Source organism: Aequorivita vladivostokensis, assembly GCF_000952855.1.
Classification (GTDB): Bacteria; Bacteroidota; Bacteroidia; order Flavobacteriales; family Flavobacteriaceae; genus Aequorivita; species Aequorivita vladivostokensis.
Map to the genome: position 1 here is coordinate 566,824 of NZ_JSVU01000001.1, position 19,168 is coordinate 585,991.

At 41.8% G+C, this 19,168-nt stretch carries 16 protein-coding genes; 9 read left to right on the plus strand and 7 right to left on the minus strand.

The genetic code is table 11. The features are described from left to right. Window positions 1-35: 35 nt before the first annotated feature. The 3 genes from MB09_RS02615 to MB09_RS02625 all read right to left on the minus strand — a co-directional run bounded on the left by MB09_RS02615 (window position 36) and on the right by MB09_RS02625 (window position 3,189). Window positions 36-347, minus strand: coding sequence for a GIY-YIG nuclease family protein (locus MB09_RS02615; RefSeq protein WP_045079274.1), 312 nt, complete (start codon window positions 345-347; stop codon window positions 36-38). A gap of 661 nt (window positions 348-1,008) precedes the next feature. Further along, the gene (locus MB09_RS02620) at window positions 1,009-1,320 is read right to left on the minus strand and encodes a GIY-YIG nuclease family protein (protein ID WP_045079275.1); all 312 of its coding nucleotides are present in this window, start codon (window positions 1,318-1,320) and stop codon (window positions 1,009-1,011) included. Between the two features lie 117 nt (window positions 1,321-1,437). Next, window positions 1,438-3,189 carry a T9SS type A sorting domain-containing protein gene (locus MB09_RS02625; protein WP_045079276.1) on the minus strand — a complete coding sequence of 584 codons (1,752 nt, stop codon included), beginning with the start codon at window positions 3,187-3,189 and terminating at the stop codon, window positions 1,438-1,440. 347 nt (window positions 3,190-3,536) lie between these two features. Between MB09_RS02625 and MB09_RS02630 the strand changes: the two genes are divergently transcribed. After that, window positions 3,537-4,277 carry a hypothetical protein gene (locus MB09_RS02630; protein ID WP_045079277.1) on the plus strand — a complete coding sequence of 247 codons (741 nt, stop codon included), beginning with the start codon at window positions 3,537-3,539 and terminating at the stop codon, window positions 4,275-4,277. Between the two features lie 233 nt (window positions 4,278-4,510). Then, window positions 4,511-6,652 carry a S46 family peptidase gene (locus MB09_RS02635; protein ID WP_045079278.1) on the plus strand — a complete coding sequence of 714 codons (2,142 nt, stop codon included), beginning with the start codon at window positions 4,511-4,513 and terminating at the stop codon, window positions 6,650-6,652. A gap of 102 nt (window positions 6,653-6,754) precedes the next feature. On the opposite strand, the gene MB09_RS02640 is transcribed toward MB09_RS02635, so the two are convergent. Further along, window positions 6,755-7,648 carry a phospholipase A gene (locus MB09_RS02640; protein WP_052671274.1) on the minus strand — a complete coding sequence of 298 codons (894 nt, stop codon included), beginning with the start codon at window positions 7,646-7,648 and terminating at the stop codon, window positions 6,755-6,757. Window positions 7,649-7,779: 131 nt separating this feature from the next. On the opposite strand from MB09_RS02640, the gene MB09_RS02645 reads away from it, so the two are divergent. The 4 genes from MB09_RS02645 to MB09_RS02660 all read left to right on the plus strand — a co-directional run bounded on the left by MB09_RS02645 (window position 7,780) and on the right by MB09_RS02660 (window position 13,359). Then, window positions 7,780-8,670, plus strand: a complete 891-nt coding sequence (locus MB09_RS02645; protein ID WP_045079279.1) for a DUF808 domain-containing protein — start codon at window positions 7,780-7,782, stop codon at window positions 8,668-8,670. A gap of 112 nt (window positions 8,671-8,782) precedes the next feature. Continuing rightward, window positions 8,783-10,183 (plus strand): HYR domain-containing protein, encoded by a 1,401-nt coding sequence (locus MB09_RS02650; protein WP_045079280.1) that lies wholly within the window; start codon window positions 8,783-8,785, stop codon window positions 10,181-10,183. A 148-nt stretch (window positions 10,184-10,331) separates the two neighbouring features. After that, window positions 10,332-10,871: a hypothetical protein gene (locus tag MB09_RS02655; protein WP_131459797.1), complete on the plus strand. Its 540-nt coding sequence runs from the start codon at window positions 10,332-10,334 to the stop codon at window positions 10,869-10,871. An 82-nt stretch (window positions 10,872-10,953) separates the two neighbouring features. Beyond that, window positions 10,954-13,359, plus strand: coding sequence for a TonB-dependent receptor (locus MB09_RS02660; protein WP_045079282.1), 2,406 nt, complete (start codon window positions 10,954-10,956; stop codon window positions 13,357-13,359). A 655-nt stretch (window positions 13,360-14,014) separates the two neighbouring features. On the opposite strand, the gene MB09_RS02665 is transcribed toward MB09_RS02660, so the two are convergent. Further along, the gene (locus MB09_RS02665; RefSeq protein ID WP_045079283.1) at window positions 14,015-14,323 is read right to left on the minus strand and encodes an STAS domain-containing protein; all 309 of its coding nucleotides are present in this window, start codon (window positions 14,321-14,323) and stop codon (window positions 14,015-14,017) included. Window positions 14,324-14,660: 337 nt separating this feature from the next. On the opposite strand from MB09_RS02665, the gene MB09_RS02670 reads away from it, so the two are divergent. The 3 genes from MB09_RS02670 (at window position 14,661) to MB09_RS02680 (ending at window position 17,668) form a co-directional block, all read left to right on the plus strand. Continuing rightward, window positions 14,661-16,298: an ABC-F family ATP-binding cassette domain-containing protein gene (locus tag MB09_RS02670; RefSeq protein ID WP_045079284.1), complete on the plus strand. Its 1,638-nt coding sequence runs from the start codon at window positions 14,661-14,663 to the stop codon at window positions 16,296-16,298. 104 nt (window positions 16,299-16,402) lie between these two features. Then, window positions 16,403-17,113 carry a flavodoxin family protein gene (locus tag MB09_RS02675; protein ID WP_045079285.1) on the plus strand — a complete coding sequence of 237 codons (711 nt, stop codon included), beginning with the start codon at window positions 16,403-16,405 and terminating at the stop codon, window positions 17,111-17,113. A 60-nt stretch (window positions 17,114-17,173) separates the two neighbouring features. Further along, window positions 17,174-17,668, plus strand: coding sequence for a DUF4251 domain-containing protein (locus MB09_RS02680; protein WP_165586665.1), 495 nt, complete (start codon window positions 17,174-17,176; stop codon window positions 17,666-17,668). Window positions 17,669-17,747: 79 nt separating this feature from the next. Here the strand turns inward: MB09_RS02680 and MB09_RS15380 are convergent, their stop codons facing one another. Further along, window positions 17,748-18,587: a PepSY-like domain-containing protein gene (locus MB09_RS15380; protein WP_052671275.1), complete on the minus strand. Its 840-nt coding sequence runs from the start codon at window positions 18,585-18,587 to the stop codon at window positions 17,748-17,750. A 104-nt stretch (window positions 18,588-18,691) separates the two neighbouring features. Beyond that, on the minus strand, window positions 18,692-19,123 hold the full coding sequence (locus tag MB09_RS02690) for a PepSY-like domain-containing protein (protein ID WP_045079287.1): 432 nt from the start codon (window positions 19,121-19,123) through the stop codon (window positions 18,692-18,694). Window positions 19,124-19,168 lie beyond the last annotated feature (45 nt).

Below are 19,168 nucleotides of genomic sequence, written 5' to 3' on the forward strand. Positions count from 1 at the left end.
CCGAAAATGGTCATTTAGCGAAGTCGAAATGACAGTTATTCCCTGAGCCTATTTTTATAGTGAGATTCATTTTTACATTCTGAAAGTTTTGGCAAGAGATTAGTTTCACCTGTGATGAGCGCTTCCTTTTTCTTCCTGCTCCATCCTTGGATTTGTTTTTCGCGGTAAAACGCTTGATCAATCTGTGCAAACTCTTCATAATAGACCAATTCAATTGGAAGGTGTTTTCTTGTGAAATTGGCCCCCTTGCCATTTTGATGGTCTGAAAGACGCTTTTCTAAATTATTCGTGCTTCCAGTGTAATATAAATTATTTGAACATTTTAATATGTAAACATAACCTTTCATTGGTGTTATTTTTTTAAATGTTGTTACGGCTTCTTTGGGTTCGTCTGCGTTGGCTTCGACTCCGCTCAGCCACCGCGAAAATGGTCATTGAGCGAAGTCGAAATGACTTTTTCAAATTCATCAACGTTGGTTGTCATTGGCTTCGGCTCCGCTCAGCCACCGAGAAAATGGTCATTGAGCGAAGTCGAAATGATTTTTTTAAATCCATCTTTGTTGGTTGTCACTGGCTGCGCTCAGCCACCGAGATTTCCGAAAATGGTCATTGAGCGAAGTCGAAATGATTTTTTCAAATCCATTTTCGTTGGTTGTCACTGGCTTCGGCTCCGCTCAGCCACCGAGACTTTCGAAAATTGGTCATTGAGCGAAGTCGAAATGATTTTTTCAAATCCATTTTCGTTGGTTGTCACTGGCTTCGGCTGCGCTCAGCCGCCGAGACTTCCGAAAATGGTCATTGAGCGAAGTCGAAATGATTTTCTCAAATCCATCTTCGTTGGTTGTCACTGGCTTCGGCTCCGCTCAGCCACCGAGACTTCCGAAAATGGTCATTGAGCGAAGTCGAAATGATTTTCTCAAATCCATCTTCGTTGGTTGTCACTGGCTTCGGCTCCGCTCAGCCACCGAGACTTCCAAAAATGGTCATTGAGCGAAGTCGAAATGACAGTTATTCCCTGAGCCTATTTTTATAGTGAGATTCATTTTTACATTCTGAAAGTTTTGGCAAGAGATTAGTTTTACCCGTGATAAGCGCTTCCTTTTTCTTCCTGCTCCATCCTTGGATTTGTTTTTCGCGGTAAAACGCTTGATCAATCTGTGCAAACTCTTCATAATAGACCAATTCAATTGGAAGGTGTTTTCTTGTGAAATTGGCCCCCTTGCCATTTTGATGGTCTGAAACACGCTTTTCTAAATTATTCGTGCTTCCAGTGTAATATAAATTATTTGAACATTTTAAAATGTAAACATAACCTTTCATTGGTGTTATTTTTTTAAATGTTGTTACGGCTTCCTTGGGTTCGTCTACGTTGGCTTCGACTCCGCTCAGCCACCGCGAAATTGGTCATTGAGCGAAGTCGAAATGACATCCAAAATATTATTTCTTCACCCACTTAGCAGTAGAGGTGTTTTTTCCATCTGAAATAGTTACAAAATACAAGCCGCTATTTAAATGTTTCAAATTATAACTGCTAGTGGTTTCCAGATTTCTTTCTTCAGAAAAAACCACTTTCCCGTCAATACTATAAATTTTCACCTTTGCATTTAAAATGGATTGCGGAATTTTAAATGTGAGAATTCCTTCCGAAGGGTTTGGGAAGATACTTATGGTAGTAGCTGCGCTTAAATCGGTAACACCGGCAATGGGGCCTAACTCCACAAGGCCATCGCGGGTATTATTGCCTTTATACCCATTTCTTACGATAGTGTTGGGCTGGTAGGGCACATTTAAATTATAGACACTCACAAAGGTTGAATCAACCCCTGCGCCAAAATTTAAGGTATAGCTATTTGCCGTCAGGTCTAGCAATCCATCGTTATCCACATCGCCCAAAACGGCGCCATTTAAAAAGGTAAATCCACGAGGGCGTAATGGAAAGCCATCAATCTCGCCGCTGCCATCCATGGCATAGGCGTGTATATAGCCGTAGCCGGCAGCATCGGTCATAATGCTCGGGAAAATCAGATCTAAATTGCCGTCAGCGTTAACATCTGCAATGGAAATAACCCCCTCAGTCCCTCCGTATTTTTCTATTGGGAAGTTGGGAAGGTTGTTGCCATCGGGATCGAGCCCATAAACCACAGGAAGTTCTTCCCCGGGTGTACCGCTCGTATTTCTATCCGACATAAATATTTCAAAAGTTCCGTCATTATCCACGTCCCAAACCGTGGAAGGAGAGTAGGTCCATTCGCTTGTGGCAATTGGCCAGCCAGCTTTATAGGTGCCATCGTGTTCCATAACGTAAAAACCAGGGGCGTCGCCGTGGTTGCTTCCTATAATTTCCAAATCGCCATCGCCATCAAGATCTGCGAGCATAGGGGATTGGTATGAATATTTCACATTGGGGTCAACCACCGGAAAACCGGGAAATACCTGTCCTTGGTTGTCAAAAATATACATACCTGCGGAAGAAGCGGCAATTACCACATCTGGGTTTCCATCATTATCCACATCGCCAATTGAAGGCGTAAAAGCAGGAGTAGCAAGCACTTCTACTGGCCAATTGGCATTGATGGGAGTGCCGTCCATTTTTATAGCGTGTACAAATCCTTGGGCGCTGGCTACGCGCTCTCCGGTTACTATATCCAGCATGCCATCGCCATCTACATCGGCTATGGCCGGGGCGTTGATCATCCAGTGGTCGTCAAAATTTAAGGGCCATCCCGGTAGGTCGTTACCCACGGGATCCAATAAATAAACACGGCCTGCATTGGGCACGCCTCCGGTGTTTAAGATAATTTCGAGTGTGCCATCACCATCTAAATCTGCTACCGAAGGCGGAAGCAGGATAGTGCCGCTAACTGTTTTCTCCCAGAGAATGGAACCATCGCCATTTAGAGCGTAAAAGGTATTCCATATGCCGTAAAGAATTTCCTCTATGCCGTCATTATTTATATCGGCCAAAGTTACGCCACGACTGTTTTTAAAATTGGGATGTGCTGGCTCCCCAAAGCGCCAGAGTTGGTCAAATACTTGGGTTTGTTCTGTATTGTTATAATCTTGGGGTAGTGTAACCATTTCTACGGAAATGGTGCCGTCTTGATTTAAAGATGCTTTTTTGCCTTGTTGCTGGGCTGTGGAGCCTATGGCTAAAGCAAGTGCAGATAGAAGGGTAATGGTTTTTTTCATCAGTCTTTTTTTAAGGTTAATTTTTATAAAGTTAGTGATATAAGTTGGGTTATCAAGGAAGATGCTCGTGTTGTCTTCGGGTTTTGGTCGAAAAAAAATAGTTTTTGGTGAAGTAAAGTTGAGTGAGAGGGGTGGGGAAATAGATGGAAGGGGATGGCAAACTAGAAGGAAACTAGAAGGAAACTAGAAGGAAACTAGAAGGAAACTAGAAGGAAATACAACATAATATCAACATATAGTCTATATACTGTCGACATACAGTCCACATACAGATTTGGAAAATTGGAGAATATAATTTACTTTTCACATTCTTAACAACAATGTGAGATTCTTAAAACCAATAAGTTATGGCTTCAGGCAATGGTTTTCCACCTATTATAGGAACGTATAACGGCATCAACTACTACATCCGTAATGGCAAACAGTGCCAACGCAAAGCGGGTGGGGGATTTACCAGTGAAAGTATAAAAAATAATCCAAAAATGCAAGGAGTTCGAGATAGTAATCAGGAACTGGCACTTTGTAGTAAGTTCAACAAGAATTTTAAGGATGCGCTATTTCCTTTTATAAATGATTTAGAAGATGGGACCTTGCACAGTAGGTTGATGAAGCTTTTTATGCATATTAAAATGCTAGATGAAGCACCTGTGGGAAAACGCACTGTAGGCAATGGGCTTTCTTGTGATATGGGGCAGAAGCTGTTGCGGGAATTTAGGTTTACCAAAGGACCTGGCGCGAGGGATATTTTAGGTCCGTTTGCTGATCTTAATGTTAAAACAGGGATTTTGAAAGCCGTTGCCTTTGATCCAAAAAGGTTGAAGTTTCCTAAGGGATCAACGCATTTTTATTTGCAGTATGGACTGTTGGAGTACAATTTAAAGGGGAATACTTTTCGGTTTATTCTGAATACGGATGCCTTGGTGGTAGCGAAAGAGGATGATGCAAAGGAGTTGGTGCTGGAAGTACTCGAAAAGCCCGAGAAAAGAAGCGTGGTATTTGGAGTTGTGAAAGTGCAGTTTTACCAGAAGTTGCCGGATCGGTTTTATAAGTCGTTTGCTAAGGGCGCAGTGGGGATTGGGGTTGTTTAGTTCTCGATTCTCACTTATACCCACACCGTTCCGCCTATGCGGGACGCCCTTCCCTTTCAGGAGATTTTATTTAAAGACAATACAGTCTTAACAAAAAGTTAAAGTTGGCCTTTTCAGTAACGTTCATGAGGGTTAAAGGACGAATCCTTCTATATTTACCGCCCGATACATTTAAGTGCATACTGCCGCTTATTTTATCGATCATTTTATAAATTAATAACTCCCTTTTACGAATGAAAAAATTAATTATTTGTTTCCTACTTGCTGCCTTTGTTTTGCCTGTGCAGGCCAACGAAGGTATGTGGTTTTTAATGCACATTGAGCGATTGAACTATCGCGATATGCAAAAAATGGGGCTACAGCTTACGCCCGAAGAAATTTACAGTATCAACAACTCCAGTCTTAAGGATGCCATAGTACAATTCAACCGTGGATGTACAGCTGAAATTATATCAGACAGCGGTTTGGTGCTTACCAATCACCATTGTGGATATAGCCAAATTGCCGAGCTTTCTACCGCAGAAAATGATTACTTGACCAATGGTTTTTGGGCTGGGAATTATGGTGAGGAACTAAAGCCGAAAAAACTTTCGGTTCGTTTTTTTGTGCGTATGGACGATGTTTCAAAACGTATTTTGGCACAGGTAAATGATGAAATGAGCGAAACCGAGCGTGAAGCTGCAATAAACCGTGAGATTGCCAAGATTGAACAAGAGAACAGCGAAGGCGGGAAATACACCGTTTCAGTAAAATCGTTTTACCAAGGGAATGAATTCTACTATTTTGTATATCAAGATTATAACGATGTGCGCTTGGTAGGTACGCCGCCGGCCAATATCGGAAAATTTGGAGGCGATACCGACAACTGGGAATGGCCAAGACATACGGGCGATTTTTCACTGTTCCGCGTGTATGCCGATAGAGACGGAAATCCGGCAGAATATTCGCCAGATAATGTACCGCTGAGACCAAAATACCATCTTACAACCAGTTTGAAAGGCTTTGAGGAAAACGATTTTGCCATGATCCTGGGATATCCCGGTAGAACAAATAGATGGATGCCAGCAGGGGGTATCCAACAAAACGTAGATTACGCGTATCCAGCTTGGGTAGAGGCTTCCAAGACATCCATGGATGTAATGAAGAAATATATGGACAAGGATCAGCAAGTAAAGCTTGACTATGCTTCCAGTTATGCCTCCATCGCCAATTATTGGAAAAACCGTCAAGGTATGATCGATGCGCTTAAGCAGCACAAAACGGCTGAAAGCAAACAAAAGGACGAGAAGGCTTTTCAGAAATGGGCTTCCAAAAAAGCCAATAAAAAGTATGAAGACGTAATACCAGTTATCAATAACTATTATGAAAATACCAATAAAGCCAGTGCCCATGATAATTATTTGGGCTTATTACTGCGTACCCGGATGGCAACCATTCCTTACCGATTGGGCAATTCAATAGATTATTATCTTCAACAAAATGAAGCCAAACAAGCTGAGGTAAAACCAAAGTTGGAGGCTGAAATAAACGATCTGTATGAGGGAATCTATATGCCTTTGGAAAAAGATGTACTGGCCGCCCAATTAAAGCTTTATTCAACCAAAGCCGAAAATGTAGCACCATTGGTGGCGCGCATTGCTACTGCAAATAACAAAAGTGAGGCGGGATGGAATGATTATTTGAACACCGCCTTTGAAAACAGTATTTTTCAATCAAAGGAAAAGTTGGAAGCTTTTATGGCAAACCCCGACGCCGAAGTTTTAAAGAACGACCCCTTGTTCCAGCTTTCTACAGATTTGCTGAAGCGATATCGTTATGAGTCTGAGGAAGAAAAGCAATTAAAGAATGATTTTGAGCGAGCCTATCGCTTAATGGTTCAGGGAATGCGGGAAATGAATCCGGATGCCAAATATTATCCCGATGCCAACAGCACCCTTCGCTTAACCTACGGAAAAGTAATTGCCTTGCCAGAGGACAAGCGGAACGACGCAGTAAAAAATTACTACACCACTTTAAAGGGAACCATTGCGAAATACCAGCCCGGCGACGACGAATTTGATATGCCCAAGAAATTGATTGATCTTTATGAGAAGAAGGATTTTGGTCAATATGCAGACGATGATGGGTATTTGCCCGTGAACTTTTTGACCGATAATGACATTACTGGCGGAAACTCGGGTTCCCCAGTTTTGAACGGAAAAGGGGAATTGATAGGTCTTGCCTTTGACGGAAACATTGAGGCTATGGCGGGCGATGTTATTTTTGACGACCAACTGCAGCGCACCATCAATGTGGATATTCGCTACGTATTGTTTTTAATAGACAAATTTGCGGGAGCAAGCCATATAATTGATGAACTAACGCTGGCAAAGTAATTTTGCCGCAGCGCAAAAGCGTAATTTTAAAAGGCCGCAATTTCAATTTTTGAAGTTGCGGCCTTTTGTTATTTTAGAAATAACTCCTTGTTAATTTTTCCTTTAATACAAAGAAATACCAAGACCAAAAGTAGTCTGGTTGTGATTGTAATCGATCATGCTTTCACCATAACCGGTAAAAATTTGCCCGTGCAGTTTTAGGTTTTTTATCAAACGATATGAATAATCCAATCTGGCGCTCGCCCGGTTTTCTGAGCCATCTCTCAAGGAGTGGCGCGCCGCGAGCTCAAAATTGTGTTTTCCAAAGGCGTAGCTTAGATCTAACTGGACGCGGCCCATATAATCCTGTATGTCCGGATTGTCGTCATTGCTTTTATCCTGTGGTAGGCGCACCCAGGGTTTCAAAACAATCTGAAGTTTTTTGATTTCCCAGCCAAACTGAAATATTACCCTATTCCAGCTTCTGCTAAGCGGATTTGAGCGCCCGTTACTCTGATGGTTTAGGCCAACGCCTGCAAAAACTCCTTTAAAATTGCCAAGGGAATAAGGCGTGGCAATCAGTAAAAATGCTTCTGGCTGATAATTTGTTTCCCGGAACGGCCTTGAAAGCGTATTGTTGTACAGTTGCCAGCGCGAGCTCTGCGTATAGGCGCCCCATACATCACCGCCAATCTCCTTTCCAAAGATATTGTGAAGGATTTTTGTTTTGAAACTAATCTGAAACGCCAATTCGGTATGGTTATACCCGATAGGTTCTTCCACCACATTATTCGGATTTTCGCTCGTTGGCGTGTTGTTCACATTGGTAGTGTAATTTCCCAATAATAAATAGAGGGGTTTATAAGAGAGAATCTTGAATTCAATCCTTTTAGAAGCCGATAGCGAGTCCAATTGCCAGGTCTCTGCAAGCGTTGGATAGCTATCTATGTTTTGTGAATTGCAATTAAGCGAAGAGAGAATAAAAAAAGTAAGAAAGTAGGGAATGGGAGTATTCATTTATAGTATTTATCGTGCAAAGATAAAGATGGAAGCTTAACCGTCTTGGTTTTTTTAAATGAATCGATGATTTTACTCTTTAGAATTAAATAGCTTCTCTATTTTTGTGAAAATTAAATACGAAAAAATATATGGCCTCAGGAATTTTTGCAATACTCGACGATATAGCCGCACTTATGGACGATGTGGCAATGATGAGCAAAGTGGCAGCCAAAAAAACCGCCGGAATATTGGGCGACGACTTGGCGGTGAATGCCGAAAAGGCTTCCGGTTTTGCTTCTTCCCGCGAAATACCGGTGCTCTGGGCCATAACGAAAGGCTCCTTCCTCAATAAGTTGATTATTCTGCCAATAGCTTTTTTGCTCAGTGCTTTTCTGCCGTGGGCGGTTACCGTAATACTCATGTTGGGAGGCTTGTATCTTGCTTATGAAGGTGCGGAAAAAATTTACGAATTTATAGTTCCCCACGCCCATACCAAAGAATCTTTTGTACAGGAAGGCCTTACGGAAAGCGAGATTTTGGCCATTGAAAAAGAACGCGTAAAATCGGCAATCGTAACTGATTTTATATTGTCCATGGAGATTGTGATTATCGCTCTGGGAACTGTGGTCCAGGAGCCCATAACTACACAGATTATGGTGGTGAGTGTTATTGCCATATTGGCTACTATAGGCGTTTATGGAATTGTTGCCCTAATTGTGCGTATGGATGAGGCTGGATATAAATTAATAAAATACAGCAAAAAAGAACGAAGTTTTTCAAAATCTTTGGGAACCTTGCTGGTAAAAGCACTTCCCAAAGTTATAAAGAGCCTAAGCGTGATAGGCACGATTGCGCTAATTCTGGTGTCAGGTGGAATTTTTGTGCATAACGTTGATTTTTTCCATCATTTCCTGCCTTCCCTGCCTTCTTTTGTGCTGGAATTTATTGTCGGGTTAATTGTGGGCTTTATTTGTCTGCTCGTGGTAGTAGCGGTTAAGAAAGTTTGGCGCATTCTTAAAGCAAAAGGAATAGTGGGATAATATTCGCAATTCTTAACCTTTTGGTAGTGATAAATTGATGAATATCATTTTCATTCTTACAAAGACAATATTATCTTTGCTGCCGTAAAAGTATTAACCCTTAAAAATTATTATGAATAAATTTTACACTTTATTTTTAGCTTTATTTATTACCACCATTGCCTCTGCACAGGTTTTGAACGAAACCTTCGACAACAATAGTGGTTTTACAACTTCAACCCCTTTCTTCTCTGATGGCGGCGGTGACTTTTTTGGTCTTGCCATTGTTGACGATTTTAACGGAGAGCCTACACCTACGGGACTTAAGGCTTATACCGGTTTCGCCGGCGGCTTTATGACAGGAATGGATATGGATGCCGAAGGAGCCAGCTTGCCAATAACTGTCGAGTGGAACGGACTTGATATTGATGGCCTTACAGATTTAATGTTCAGCGGTGAATTTGCCGAATTTTTCGATTCTCCCGGTGATATCGACGATTTGGATTTTATTCGTGTAGAATATCAAATTGACGGTGGCGGTTATCAAAACCTTATCTGGTTTGAGGGAGCTGATTTCACTAGTGGAACCCCACCGGTCTTCAACGGCATCTTTCGCGAGGATACCGATTTTGACGGTGAAGGCGACGGACTGGCCCTGAACGATGCCGCACAAGTATTTACCAAGACTATCGCAGGAACAGGCACGTTACTCGACCTAAGGTTAACCGTAACTGTAGATTCCGGCGATGAGGATTTTGCTGTTGACACCTTTGTGATTACCGGAACCGTAAATGATACAACTCCTCCCGTAATTACTTGTCCTGCGGATATTAATATGAATAACGATGCCGGAATTTGTGGCGCTGTGGTTTCCTTTGATCCCGCAACTGCAACGGATGATACTGATCCAAACCCTGTAGTAACCCAAACTGCCGGACCAGCCAGCGGTACTGAACTCCCTGTGGGCACTACTACTGTTGAATTTACTGCCACAGATGCTTCCGGAAACACAAGTACCTGTACTTTCACTATTACGGTAGTAGATGCAGAGACTCCAGCGGTAATCTGTCCTGCTACCCAAACAGTAATGGCAGATTCCAATGATATGTATGAAATTCCTGATTATGTGGGCGATGGTTTAGTTACAATTACAGATAACTGTTCTACTACCTTTACAACACTTCAAAATCCAGCTGCAGGAACTATGGTTAGTGTGGGAACAACCAATATAATTATTGAAGCTACAGACGATGCAGGAAACACTGCTGGATGTAATTTTGATGTAGTTGTTGAGCCATTCCTAGGGGTTAGCGATGTATCCCTTACACAAGTTGCATTGTATCCCAACCCAGGAAAAACTTTGGTAACAGTAAACACCACCGTTGAAAACATTGTGATTTTCAACGCGATTGGCCAAAAAATGATGGAAGCCCAAAGCAACACATTTGATGTTTCCGGATTGGCAAACGGAGTATATTTGGTGAAAATAACTACCGCTGAAGGTGCTACTGTAAAGCAGTTGCTTGTTCAGTAAACATTTCATTTTTTACATTATGAAAAACCATCCGTTCTAAGCGGATGGTTTTTTTTATGCTGAAACTCCAACTTTAGAATAAAATGAAGGAAATGATTGCACAAATACTCTCAATTTTGCGACATTTGAATTCCAATCCTTCTAACTGTTGAAAAAACAACTCTGCGCCATAGCATTCCTTTTTATACTCTTTGCTCCCGTGGCAACGATGTTTGTCTATCTGCAAGTTGAAAAAGCTAGTTTAAAGCGAGAGATAAAATGGAAGATGATTGGGGGATTGGACCAAAATGAATTGGTTCTTCTGAAATTTTCAAAAGAAGAAACCAAGGAAAAGCTGCAATGGGAACACTCCAAGGAATTTGAATACAACGGCCAAATGTATGATGTGGTCTCAAAGGAAATTAGGGGAGATACCATTTACTACAGATGCTGGTGGGACCACGAGGAAACCGCTTTAAATAAAAAACTGAAAAAGTTGGTAGCCGGTGCCTTCGATCAGGACGAGGACCAGCAACAAACGCACAAACGCCTCAATAATTTTTTACAATCCTTTTTTATTTCGGAAGCGTTTCAATGGAGAGGGAAGCTCGTTGAAATTTCCGAAGTGTCCCTTCATAGCAACCTTCCCCGTCATTGGTTCTGCTCGCGGTGCTTACCTCCACCCACCCCGCCGCCACAATTTGGTTAACATTTTTTTCCACGACCCTTCCGAAGTTTTTCGGAGTGGGTGTAATTTATTGTTATGTTAACTTAAACACATTATTTATACAATGAAATATAAATTTATACTGTGGTTGTTGCTGGGTTTCATTACCGATTCGTTTGCCCAGACCATAACCATAAAGGAAGCTGAGAGTGGCGAGCCCATTGAGTTGGTAACGCTGAACAGCCCCGATTCAAAAATATACGCGAGCACCAATGCCCGGGGCCAGGCGGATATTACTGCCTTCAAGGAATTGGAACAAATAGAAATTCGCAGTCTTGGCTATAAAACGCTTGTAAAAAGTTATGCCGAATTACAGGCTGCGGGGTTTACCATCCTGCTCGAAATTTCAAATCTCAATTTAGATGAAGTGGTCATTTCAGGCTCGCGATGGCGCCAGAGCAGTGATGAGGTGCCGTCAAAAATCATTTCCATTTCTCCGCGGGAAGTGGCACTGCAAAATCCGCAAACGGCCGCAGATCTTTTGAGTATTTCGGGAAAGGTATTTGTCCAAAAAAGCCAGCAGGGCGGCGGCAGCCCAATGATACGCGGGTTTGCCACAAGCCGTTTGTTGTATTCGGTTGACGGCGTGCGGATGAACACGGCTATTTTCCGTTCCGGAAATCTTCAGAATGTTATCAATCTGGACCCCTTCGCCGTTGAAGGCACCGAAGTACTTTTCGGTCCCGGTTCGGTAATTTACGGGAGTGATGCCATTGGGGGCGTGATGAGCTTCCAAACCTTGACGCCCCGGCTTTCGCTAACCGATTCGCCATTGATTACGGGCAAGGCCAATGTACGCTATTCGTCTGCCAACAATGAAAAGACTGGTCATTTTGACTTGAACCTGGGTTTTAAGAAATGGGCGTTCGTTACCAGCATTACTTCTTGGGATTATGACCATTTGCGGCAAGGAAGCCATGGTCCTGAGGATTATATAAAGGACTATTATGTGCAGCGGCAGGACAGCACCGATGTGGTAATCACGCAGGACGATAAATTGCTGCAGATTCCTTCGGCCTATTCACAAATAAATATGATGCAGAAAATTCGTTTTCAGCCCAACGAGGGCTGGGATTTTCAGTATGGATTTCACTTTTCCGAAACATCGCCTTATGGCAGATACGACAGGCACAACCGAGTGCGCAATGGTACTGCCCGTTATGCCGAATGGAACTATGGCCCGCAGATATGGATGATGAACAATTTAAGCATCAACCACAGGGCAAGCAATACCGTTTTTGACCAAATGAACCTGCGCTTGGCGCACCAATGGTTTGAAGAGAGCCGAATAGACCGCTCGTTCAGCAAGCCCGATCGCAGCTCGCAGGAGGAAGAAGTAGGAGCCTATTCCGCCAACTTGGATTTTATAAAGGCAATCGGTAAAAAAAACACCCTGTTTTATGGGATAGAGTACGTGCTGAACGATGTAAATTCCGAAGGCAGCCTAACCGATATTTCCACCGAGATTTCTGAGCCGGGGCCGGCGCGATACCCAAAATCTACGTGGCAATCTATGGCAGTATATGTTACGGACGAGTTTAAGGTTACGGACGATTTCACCTTAAGTGCTGGAGCGCGTTACAATTATGTGTCTTTGGATTCTGAGTTTGATACTACCTTCTATCCTTTTCCCTTTACGGAAGCTAATTTAAAAAATGGTGCGCTCACGGGAAGCATAGGCGGTGTATATAGGCCCGATGAAACTTGGGTGATAAGTGCCAATTTTGGCAGTGCGTTTCGAGCGCCAAACGTTGATGACGTGGGGAAAGTCTTTGACTCAGAGCCGGGAAGCGTTGTGGTGCCCAACCCAGACCTAAAACCTGAATATGCCTATAATGCCGATTTGGGTATTGCCAAGGTTTTTAATGATGTGGTGAAAGTTGACATTACCAGTTACTACACAAAACTGAAAGATGCTTTGGTACGCCGCGATTTTAAATTGAACGGGCAGGACAGCATAATGTACCAGGGCGAATTGAGCCAAGTGCAGGCAATACAGAATGCGGCCGTGGCACAGGTGTATGGTCTGCAGGCGGGCGTGGAGGTGAAGTTGCCGAAGGGTTTTGGATTTTCCACTGATGTGAATTTCCAAAAAGGCGAAGAGGAATTGGATAACGGCGAAACAAGCCCCTCGCGCCATGCGTCGCCATTTTTTGGCGTGTCGCGCTTAAATTATAAGGCCAATAAGTTGCGGATGGAACTCAACGTAAACTATCAGGGCAAATATGATTTTGATGACCTTCCCGAAGGGGAAAAAGACAAGACCGAAATATATGCCCTGGACGAAAATGGAAACCCCTACGCTCCAGCTTGGTACACGCTTAACTTTAAGGCTTTGTACAAGCTAACGAACACCTTTGATGTGAGCGGTGGCATCGAAAACCTGACCGATCAGCGCTACCGTCCCTACAGCTCTGGAATTTCCGGAGCGGGAAGGAATTTCATCCTTTCGCTGACGGCACATTTTTAAATATAAAAGTCGCAGTCCGAGCGTTTTAAAAAAGGCTAATTTATAATTACATTTTTAGTATATTTGGGCTGAGCCTTATGGCTTATTTCTCCCCACTTAATTTGAAAGGAACCCGTGCCATTGTGGCGCGGGTTCTTAAATTATAGAAGTTTCATTTCAAAAAAAAGGCCCGGACAAATATTAATTTGATCCGGACCCATTCATCAAACCAAAAAAATCAAACACGTGATTTGCGTTTCTTCATCTTTTTTTCTTCCAGTTTTTTCAATATTTTCTCCTGTTTCAATGCTTTTGCATCTTTAGTGGAGGCTCTAAGGTTTCTTCCTTTTGCCATGATACAAATTTTTAAAAGTTTTGAAATATAACATCCCGGCTTCCTTTTAGAGAATGTTAGTGCGAGTCATAGCGACCAGAAATACTGGTATTGTGATTTGGATGTGTTTTTTAAAGTAAAAAAGGAATCCGTAGCGGCACACTCGCAGGTGCGCCTTAATTCGGGAAGATGATTTTCGGTTTAAGGTAGGCAACCAAGAATTTACGTAACTTGATATGGTTACAATTGCTCTTACAAAGTGAATAAAAACCAAGCATAGCGAAAGTTTTTGATTACGGGGTAAACATATCCAATTAAAGTATCAAAAGCAAATAAAAAGCCCTAAAAGATAGGCGTGGATAAATTGCTGGAATATTCGATACCAACGAAGGCGAATACAGCCTTGACCACTGTATTTTCCTTACAGAACAAGATGATTTCCTTATTGTTTTCCCGCGCCTTTTCCGAAGCTATATAAAGCATATACGCCCCGGCCTCATCGAAACGTTCCAGAAGATCCAAATCTATGACCAGGGATTGGGTTTTGTCCAGAGCAGACTCAATCTTGAATTGGGTCTCAGACAGATTGCCGCTATAGAGTTTTCCCTCTAATCGTAATAGCTGGTTGTTTATAAAATGATAAAACGGCATACTGTTGTGATTGAAATTTGAAAATCACATAGGTTTTGCGTAGGAATTTAAGGGCGAAATTGATTCGGAGAGGAAATTGAGGTGTGAATTTACAAAATGTAATTTAAAAATAACCGGCATTCGTTGTGCGAAGATAGCTACCTGTCCATTTTTTTTCGAGGTATATACTTTTCTTTTATAGCGAACAAGTTATAAACGGCTTCTGGCTAATCCACTTCTTTTTAATAGTTTTGCAGCCTTTTTCATTTGGGAGATACAAATTAAAACCTTAACCATTTACGTACGGAACGTCTGAGGGGAGGGTTTACTGATTAATATAAAATTTCAAAATATAAATATGATTACAATAGATGGTTTGGCGGTTGAGTTTAGTGGCGATACCCTGTTTAGCGACGTTTCGTTCGTGGTGAACGAAAACGATAAAATAGCCCTAATGGGAAAAAACGGGGCGGGGAAAAGTACGATGATGAAAATAATTGCCGGTGTGCAAAAACCTACTCGTGGCAATGTTCGCGCTCCCAAAGATGCAGTAATTGCCTATTTGCCACAGCACTTGTTGACCGATGACAGTTGCACCGTTTTTGAAGAAGCTTCCAAGGCCTTCAAACAAATTTTTGAAATGCGGGACGAAATGGACCGGCTGAACAAAGAACTGGAGACCCGCACCGATTACGAAAGTGATGAATATATGAACATCATAACCAAAGTTGCTGAATTAGGTGAAAAATATTATGCGCTCGAAGAAATTAACTACGAGGCCGAGGTGGAAAAAGCCCTTCGCGGACTTGGTTTTAAAAGAAGCGATTTACATCGGTCAACTTCAGAATTCAGCGGTGGGTGGCGTATGCGGATTGAATTGGCAAAACTTCTGCTTCAAAAACCAGATTTAATTTTGCTGGATGAGCCCACAAACCACGTGGATATTGAGTCGGTTATTTGGTTGGAAGATTTTCTTTTGAATAAAGCAAAAGCAGTCATCGTAATTTCGCACGATAGAAAATTTATTGATAATATAACCAACCGAACCATTGAAGTCACCATGGGTCGTATTTACGATTACAAGGCCAATTATAGCCATTACCTGGAGCTGCGTGCCGATAGAAGGGCGCACCAAATAAAGGCGTATGAAGAGCAGCAAAAATTCATTGCGGAGACCCAACAGTTTATTGAGCGTTTTAAGGGAACGTATTCCAAAACCAATCAGGTAAACTCACGCGAAAAGATGCTGGAGAAACTTCAAATAATTGAAATTGACGAAATAGATACTTCCGCTTTGGCACTTCGTTTTCCGCCAGCCCAACGCAGCGGCGATTATCCGGTAGTTGCGGAAGGGCTTACCAAGAAGTATGGCGACCACGTGGTTTTTAAAGATGCCAATATGAGTATTTCCCGAGGTGAAAAGGTGAGTTTCGTGGGAAGAAACGGCGAAGGAAAATCCACAATGATAAAAGCCATTATGGGCGAGATTGATATTGAGGGAAAATGTACGTTGGGCCACAATGCCAAAGTGGGCTATTTTGCCCAAAATCAAGCCGCACTTTTAGATAAGGAACTTACCGTTTTTCAGACAGTTGATGAGGTTGCCAAAGGAGAAATTAGAACGCAGATTAAAAATATTCTCGGCCGGTTTATGTTCAGTGGAGACGATATTGACAAAAAAGTAGGCTTGCTTTCGGGCGGCGAGCGAACCCGTTTGGCGATGGTAAAATTATTGTTGGAACCCGTGAATGTCTTGATTCTCGATGAGCCTACGAACCATTTGGATTTAAAATCGAAAGATGTTTTGAAGGAAGCCCTGCTTCAGTTTGATGGCACGCTTATTCTGGTTTCCCACGACCGCGATTTCCTTCAGGGACTTTCTGAAAAAGTTTTTGAATTTAAGGACAAACGCGTTATTGAACATTTTGAAACCATAGACGATTTCCTTCAGAGAAATAGAATAGAGAGTTTGAAGGAGATTGATTTGAAGGTTTAACCGTAGATTGGAAATTTAAGAGTCAATGCATTTGGATGTTAAGGTTTTAACGCTCGTTTTTACCTTTTGCTGAGTTTTGGGTATCTTTAGAAATAAAAAATATCATGGAAAAACCCGACTTTTCAAATCTAAAAGCACTTTATATTAATTGTACTTTAAAACTTTCCCCGCGCATGAGCCATACACAGGGATTGATAGACGTATCGCAAAATATTATGGAAGCCGAAGGAGTTTCTTTTGAAAACATTCGGCTTGTGGATTATCCAGTCGCCTATGGAGTTTATCCCGATATGACCGAACATGGAGCCAAGGAGGATGCCTGGCCGGAAATTTGGAAAAAAGTAGATGCTGCCGATATTTTAATTATTGGAACTCCTATTTGGTTGGGCGCAAAATCATCTGTTGCCAGTAAATTGATTGAACGGCTTTATGCCATGAGCAGCCTGCAAAATGATAAGGGACAGTATTATTTTTACGGAAAAGTAGGCGGGTGTATTATTACCGGCAATGAAGACGGAATAAAGCATTGCGGAATGGGTATTTTGTATTCCCTGCAGCATATAGGCTATAGTATCCCGCCGCAGGCAGATTGTGGGTGGGTAGGCGAGGCAGGCCCCGGCCCAAGTTATAGGGATGAGGAAAGTGGCGCCAAGAGCAACGATTTTACAAATAGGAATACCACCTTTATGACCTATAATCTGCTCCATTTGGCTAAAATGCTGAAAGAGCAGGGCGGCTATCCGGCGTACGGTAATTCCAGAAAGGCTTGGGACGACGGCACCCGCTGGAATTTTGAAAATCCGGAATATCGCTAAAAACCAATTATTTTTAATTTAGGCACAATGTTTGTTTTTATTCATTTTAAAAGATATATTATGAAAAGAACTATTTTTTTAATGACATTGCTGCTGTGTTTTGTCTTGGGCAACGCCCAGAATACAAGCAGTACTTCGCAAGTAGCACCCGATGCAGAACAAAGTGCAATAGAAACTTTGTTGACCTCGAAAAATTTTGAGTTTGTTGCCAATACCGTGCTTCCTTTAGGACAGCCTCCTAAAAATTTGGTGGGCAGCGATTATTCCGTAACCTTTTCGCCCGAAATGATTGTAAGCAATATGCCATACTACGGGCGCGCTTACCGTACGCTCATGGGCAGGGATAAGGGGATGCGCTTTAAGGGAGCTCCGGAAAATTTTACCGTGGCTGCAGAGGATAATAATTATAAGGCGCATGCAACCGTTGAAGATGAAAATGATAGCTATTCCATATTATTGACTGTGGAGCATTCGGGTATTGCTACATTGACCATTTCCTCCAACGGTCGTGAAAGTATTGAATATCATGGAGAGGTTGTTTCGGTGAAGAACTGATTGATCAATTTCGTAGAATGAAAAAACGGCCCAATTTAATTGGACCGTTTTCTTTTATTTAATGGAAACTAAATAGAATTTATTCATTATCTACCCTTATGAATTCGCCATTAAGGGTAAATTTTATTTCAATGCCATTGTTTAGTTCTACCTGTTGGTGATCATCCTCCAATTCCCATTCAACAATAAAATCGTTGGGATAATTTTGGGTCACATAATCTAAAATTGACTGAGGAATTACTGAATCAGGCAATTCCGTGATTCCTTCAATAGAAATAATCTCAAAGTTTTCATTAAATTCTAGCTCATAATCACCATCAAGATAAATTTCGTATTCCACGGTATTGTCATCCATTTCTTTCAATGCACGTATAATGGCATTTGAAGCAAAATGTTCGTTGAGATAGGCCATTATTTCTGCTGGGATTTCCGCTTCAGAAAGTACTATTTCATTTTCATCGTCGTCATCATTATCGGTATCAACACGAATAAAGATGCCCTCCAGCGTAAATTCAAGCTCTAAGCCATTGTCGAGCTCTACTTCTTGATAGCCATCCTCTATTTCCCAGTCAGTTATAATATTATTGGGGTAATTTAGAGCCACATAATTTAAGATAGATTGTGGAATAACCGAATCTGGCAATACGTCATCGTCATCAATGTCAACGATCTCATAAGTACCGTTAAACTCAAGCCTTAAATTTCCATCGAAAAAAACGTGATAACTAGTCTCATTGTTCTCAGTTTCCATTTCTGCCCTATTAAAGGTGCGGTCCGCAAAATATGTGGAAACATATGTTCGGATTTCAGTAGGCAAATCGGCCTCATTTATTACGTTGGGATCTGGGGTATTGTCGTCATCACTGCAGGCGACAAATGTGAGAGATAAGGCGAAGAACGCCAAAATTAGTTTTTTCATATTTGAGAATATTTAATTAGGTTTAAAATGGAATGCCCGGATTATTTAATTCATGCTTATAATCTGTAACGGACACTCCATAAAATTTTGTGTATTAGAGAGGATTATTTGGTATTTAGTATTTTGCCGGCACCGTCAAATTCCAAGTGTTTCTCTTCATTGCCTTTTTCGATTTCTACCAAAAAGGTTTCTTGGCCATTGGTTGTCCATTTCTCTGCATCGTCAATTTTATAGTCGGCATATTGGGTTTTAATAGTGTTTTTAACAGTCTGTGGAAGATCACCTTCTGAGATTTCCTCGGAATGTTTAATCATTTTTCCGTTGCCATCAAACCAAGCCTCATAGTTGGTAAAAAAACCAATTTCGAAATCTACATTGTAAGTTTCACCCTGTTTCTCCCATTCCACGTCACTGGCCTTGGGAAATTCCTTTTTAAAAGTATTCAGTACGACTGAGGGTACTTGGCTCTCTGCCAAATCTTGTGCGAACACTGTGCCGCCAAATAGCAGCGCAGTCATAATTGCTAAAGTTTTCATAGTATTTTATTTTAAAATTATACTCAAAACTAAAGGACAAATCTG

Bases quoted from the DNA above. Each gene is read 5' to 3' on its own strand.
- MB09_RS02615 (WP_045079274.1), bottom strand. From the start codon at position 347: ATGAAAGGTTATGTTTACATATTAAAATGTTCAAATAATTTATATTAC.
- MB09_RS02620 (WP_045079275.1), bottom strand. From the start codon at position 1,320: ATGAAAGGTTATGTTTACATTTTAAAATGTTCAAATAATTTATATTAC.
- MB09_RS02625 (WP_045079276.1), bottom strand. From the start codon at position 3,189: ATGAAAAAAACCATTACCCTTCTATCTGCACTTGCTTTAGCCATAGGC.
- MB09_RS02630 (WP_045079277.1), top strand. From the start codon at position 3,537: ATGGCTTCAGGCAATGGTTTTCCACCTATTATAGGAACGTATAACGGC.
- MB09_RS02635 (WP_045079278.1), top strand. From the start codon at position 4,511: ATGAAAAAATTAATTATTTGTTTCCTACTTGCTGCCTTTGTTTTGCCT.
- MB09_RS02640 (WP_052671274.1), bottom strand. From the start codon at position 7,648: ATGAATACTCCCATTCCCTACTTTCTTACTTTTTTTATTCTCTCTTCG.
- MB09_RS02645 (WP_045079279.1), top strand. From the start codon at position 7,780: ATGGCCTCAGGAATTTTTGCAATACTCGACGATATAGCCGCACTTATG.
- MB09_RS02650 (WP_045079280.1), top strand. From the start codon at position 8,783: ATGAATAAATTTTACACTTTATTTTTAGCTTTATTTATTACCACCATT.
- MB09_RS02660 (WP_045079282.1), top strand. From the start codon at position 10,954: ATGAAATATAAATTTATACTGTGGTTGTTGCTGGGTTTCATTACCGAT.
- MB09_RS02665 (WP_045079283.1), bottom strand. From the start codon at position 14,323: ATGCCGTTTTATCATTTTATAAACAACCAGCTATTACGATTAGAGGGA.
- MB09_RS02670 (WP_045079284.1), top strand. From the start codon at position 14,661: ATGATTACAATAGATGGTTTGGCGGTTGAGTTTAGTGGCGATACCCTG.
- MB09_RS02675 (WP_045079285.1), top strand. From the start codon at position 16,403: ATGGAAAAACCCGACTTTTCAAATCTAAAAGCACTTTATATTAATTGT.
- MB09_RS02680 (WP_165586665.1), top strand. From the start codon at position 17,174: ATGAAAAGAACTATTTTTTTAATGACATTGCTGCTGTGTTTTGTCTTG.
- MB09_RS15380 (WP_052671275.1), bottom strand. From the start codon at position 18,587: ATGAAAAAACTAATTTTGGCGTTCTTCGCCTTATCTCTCACATTTGTC.
- MB09_RS02690 (WP_045079287.1), bottom strand. From the start codon at position 19,123: ATGAAAACTTTAGCAATTATGACTGCGCTGCTATTTGGCGGCACAGTG.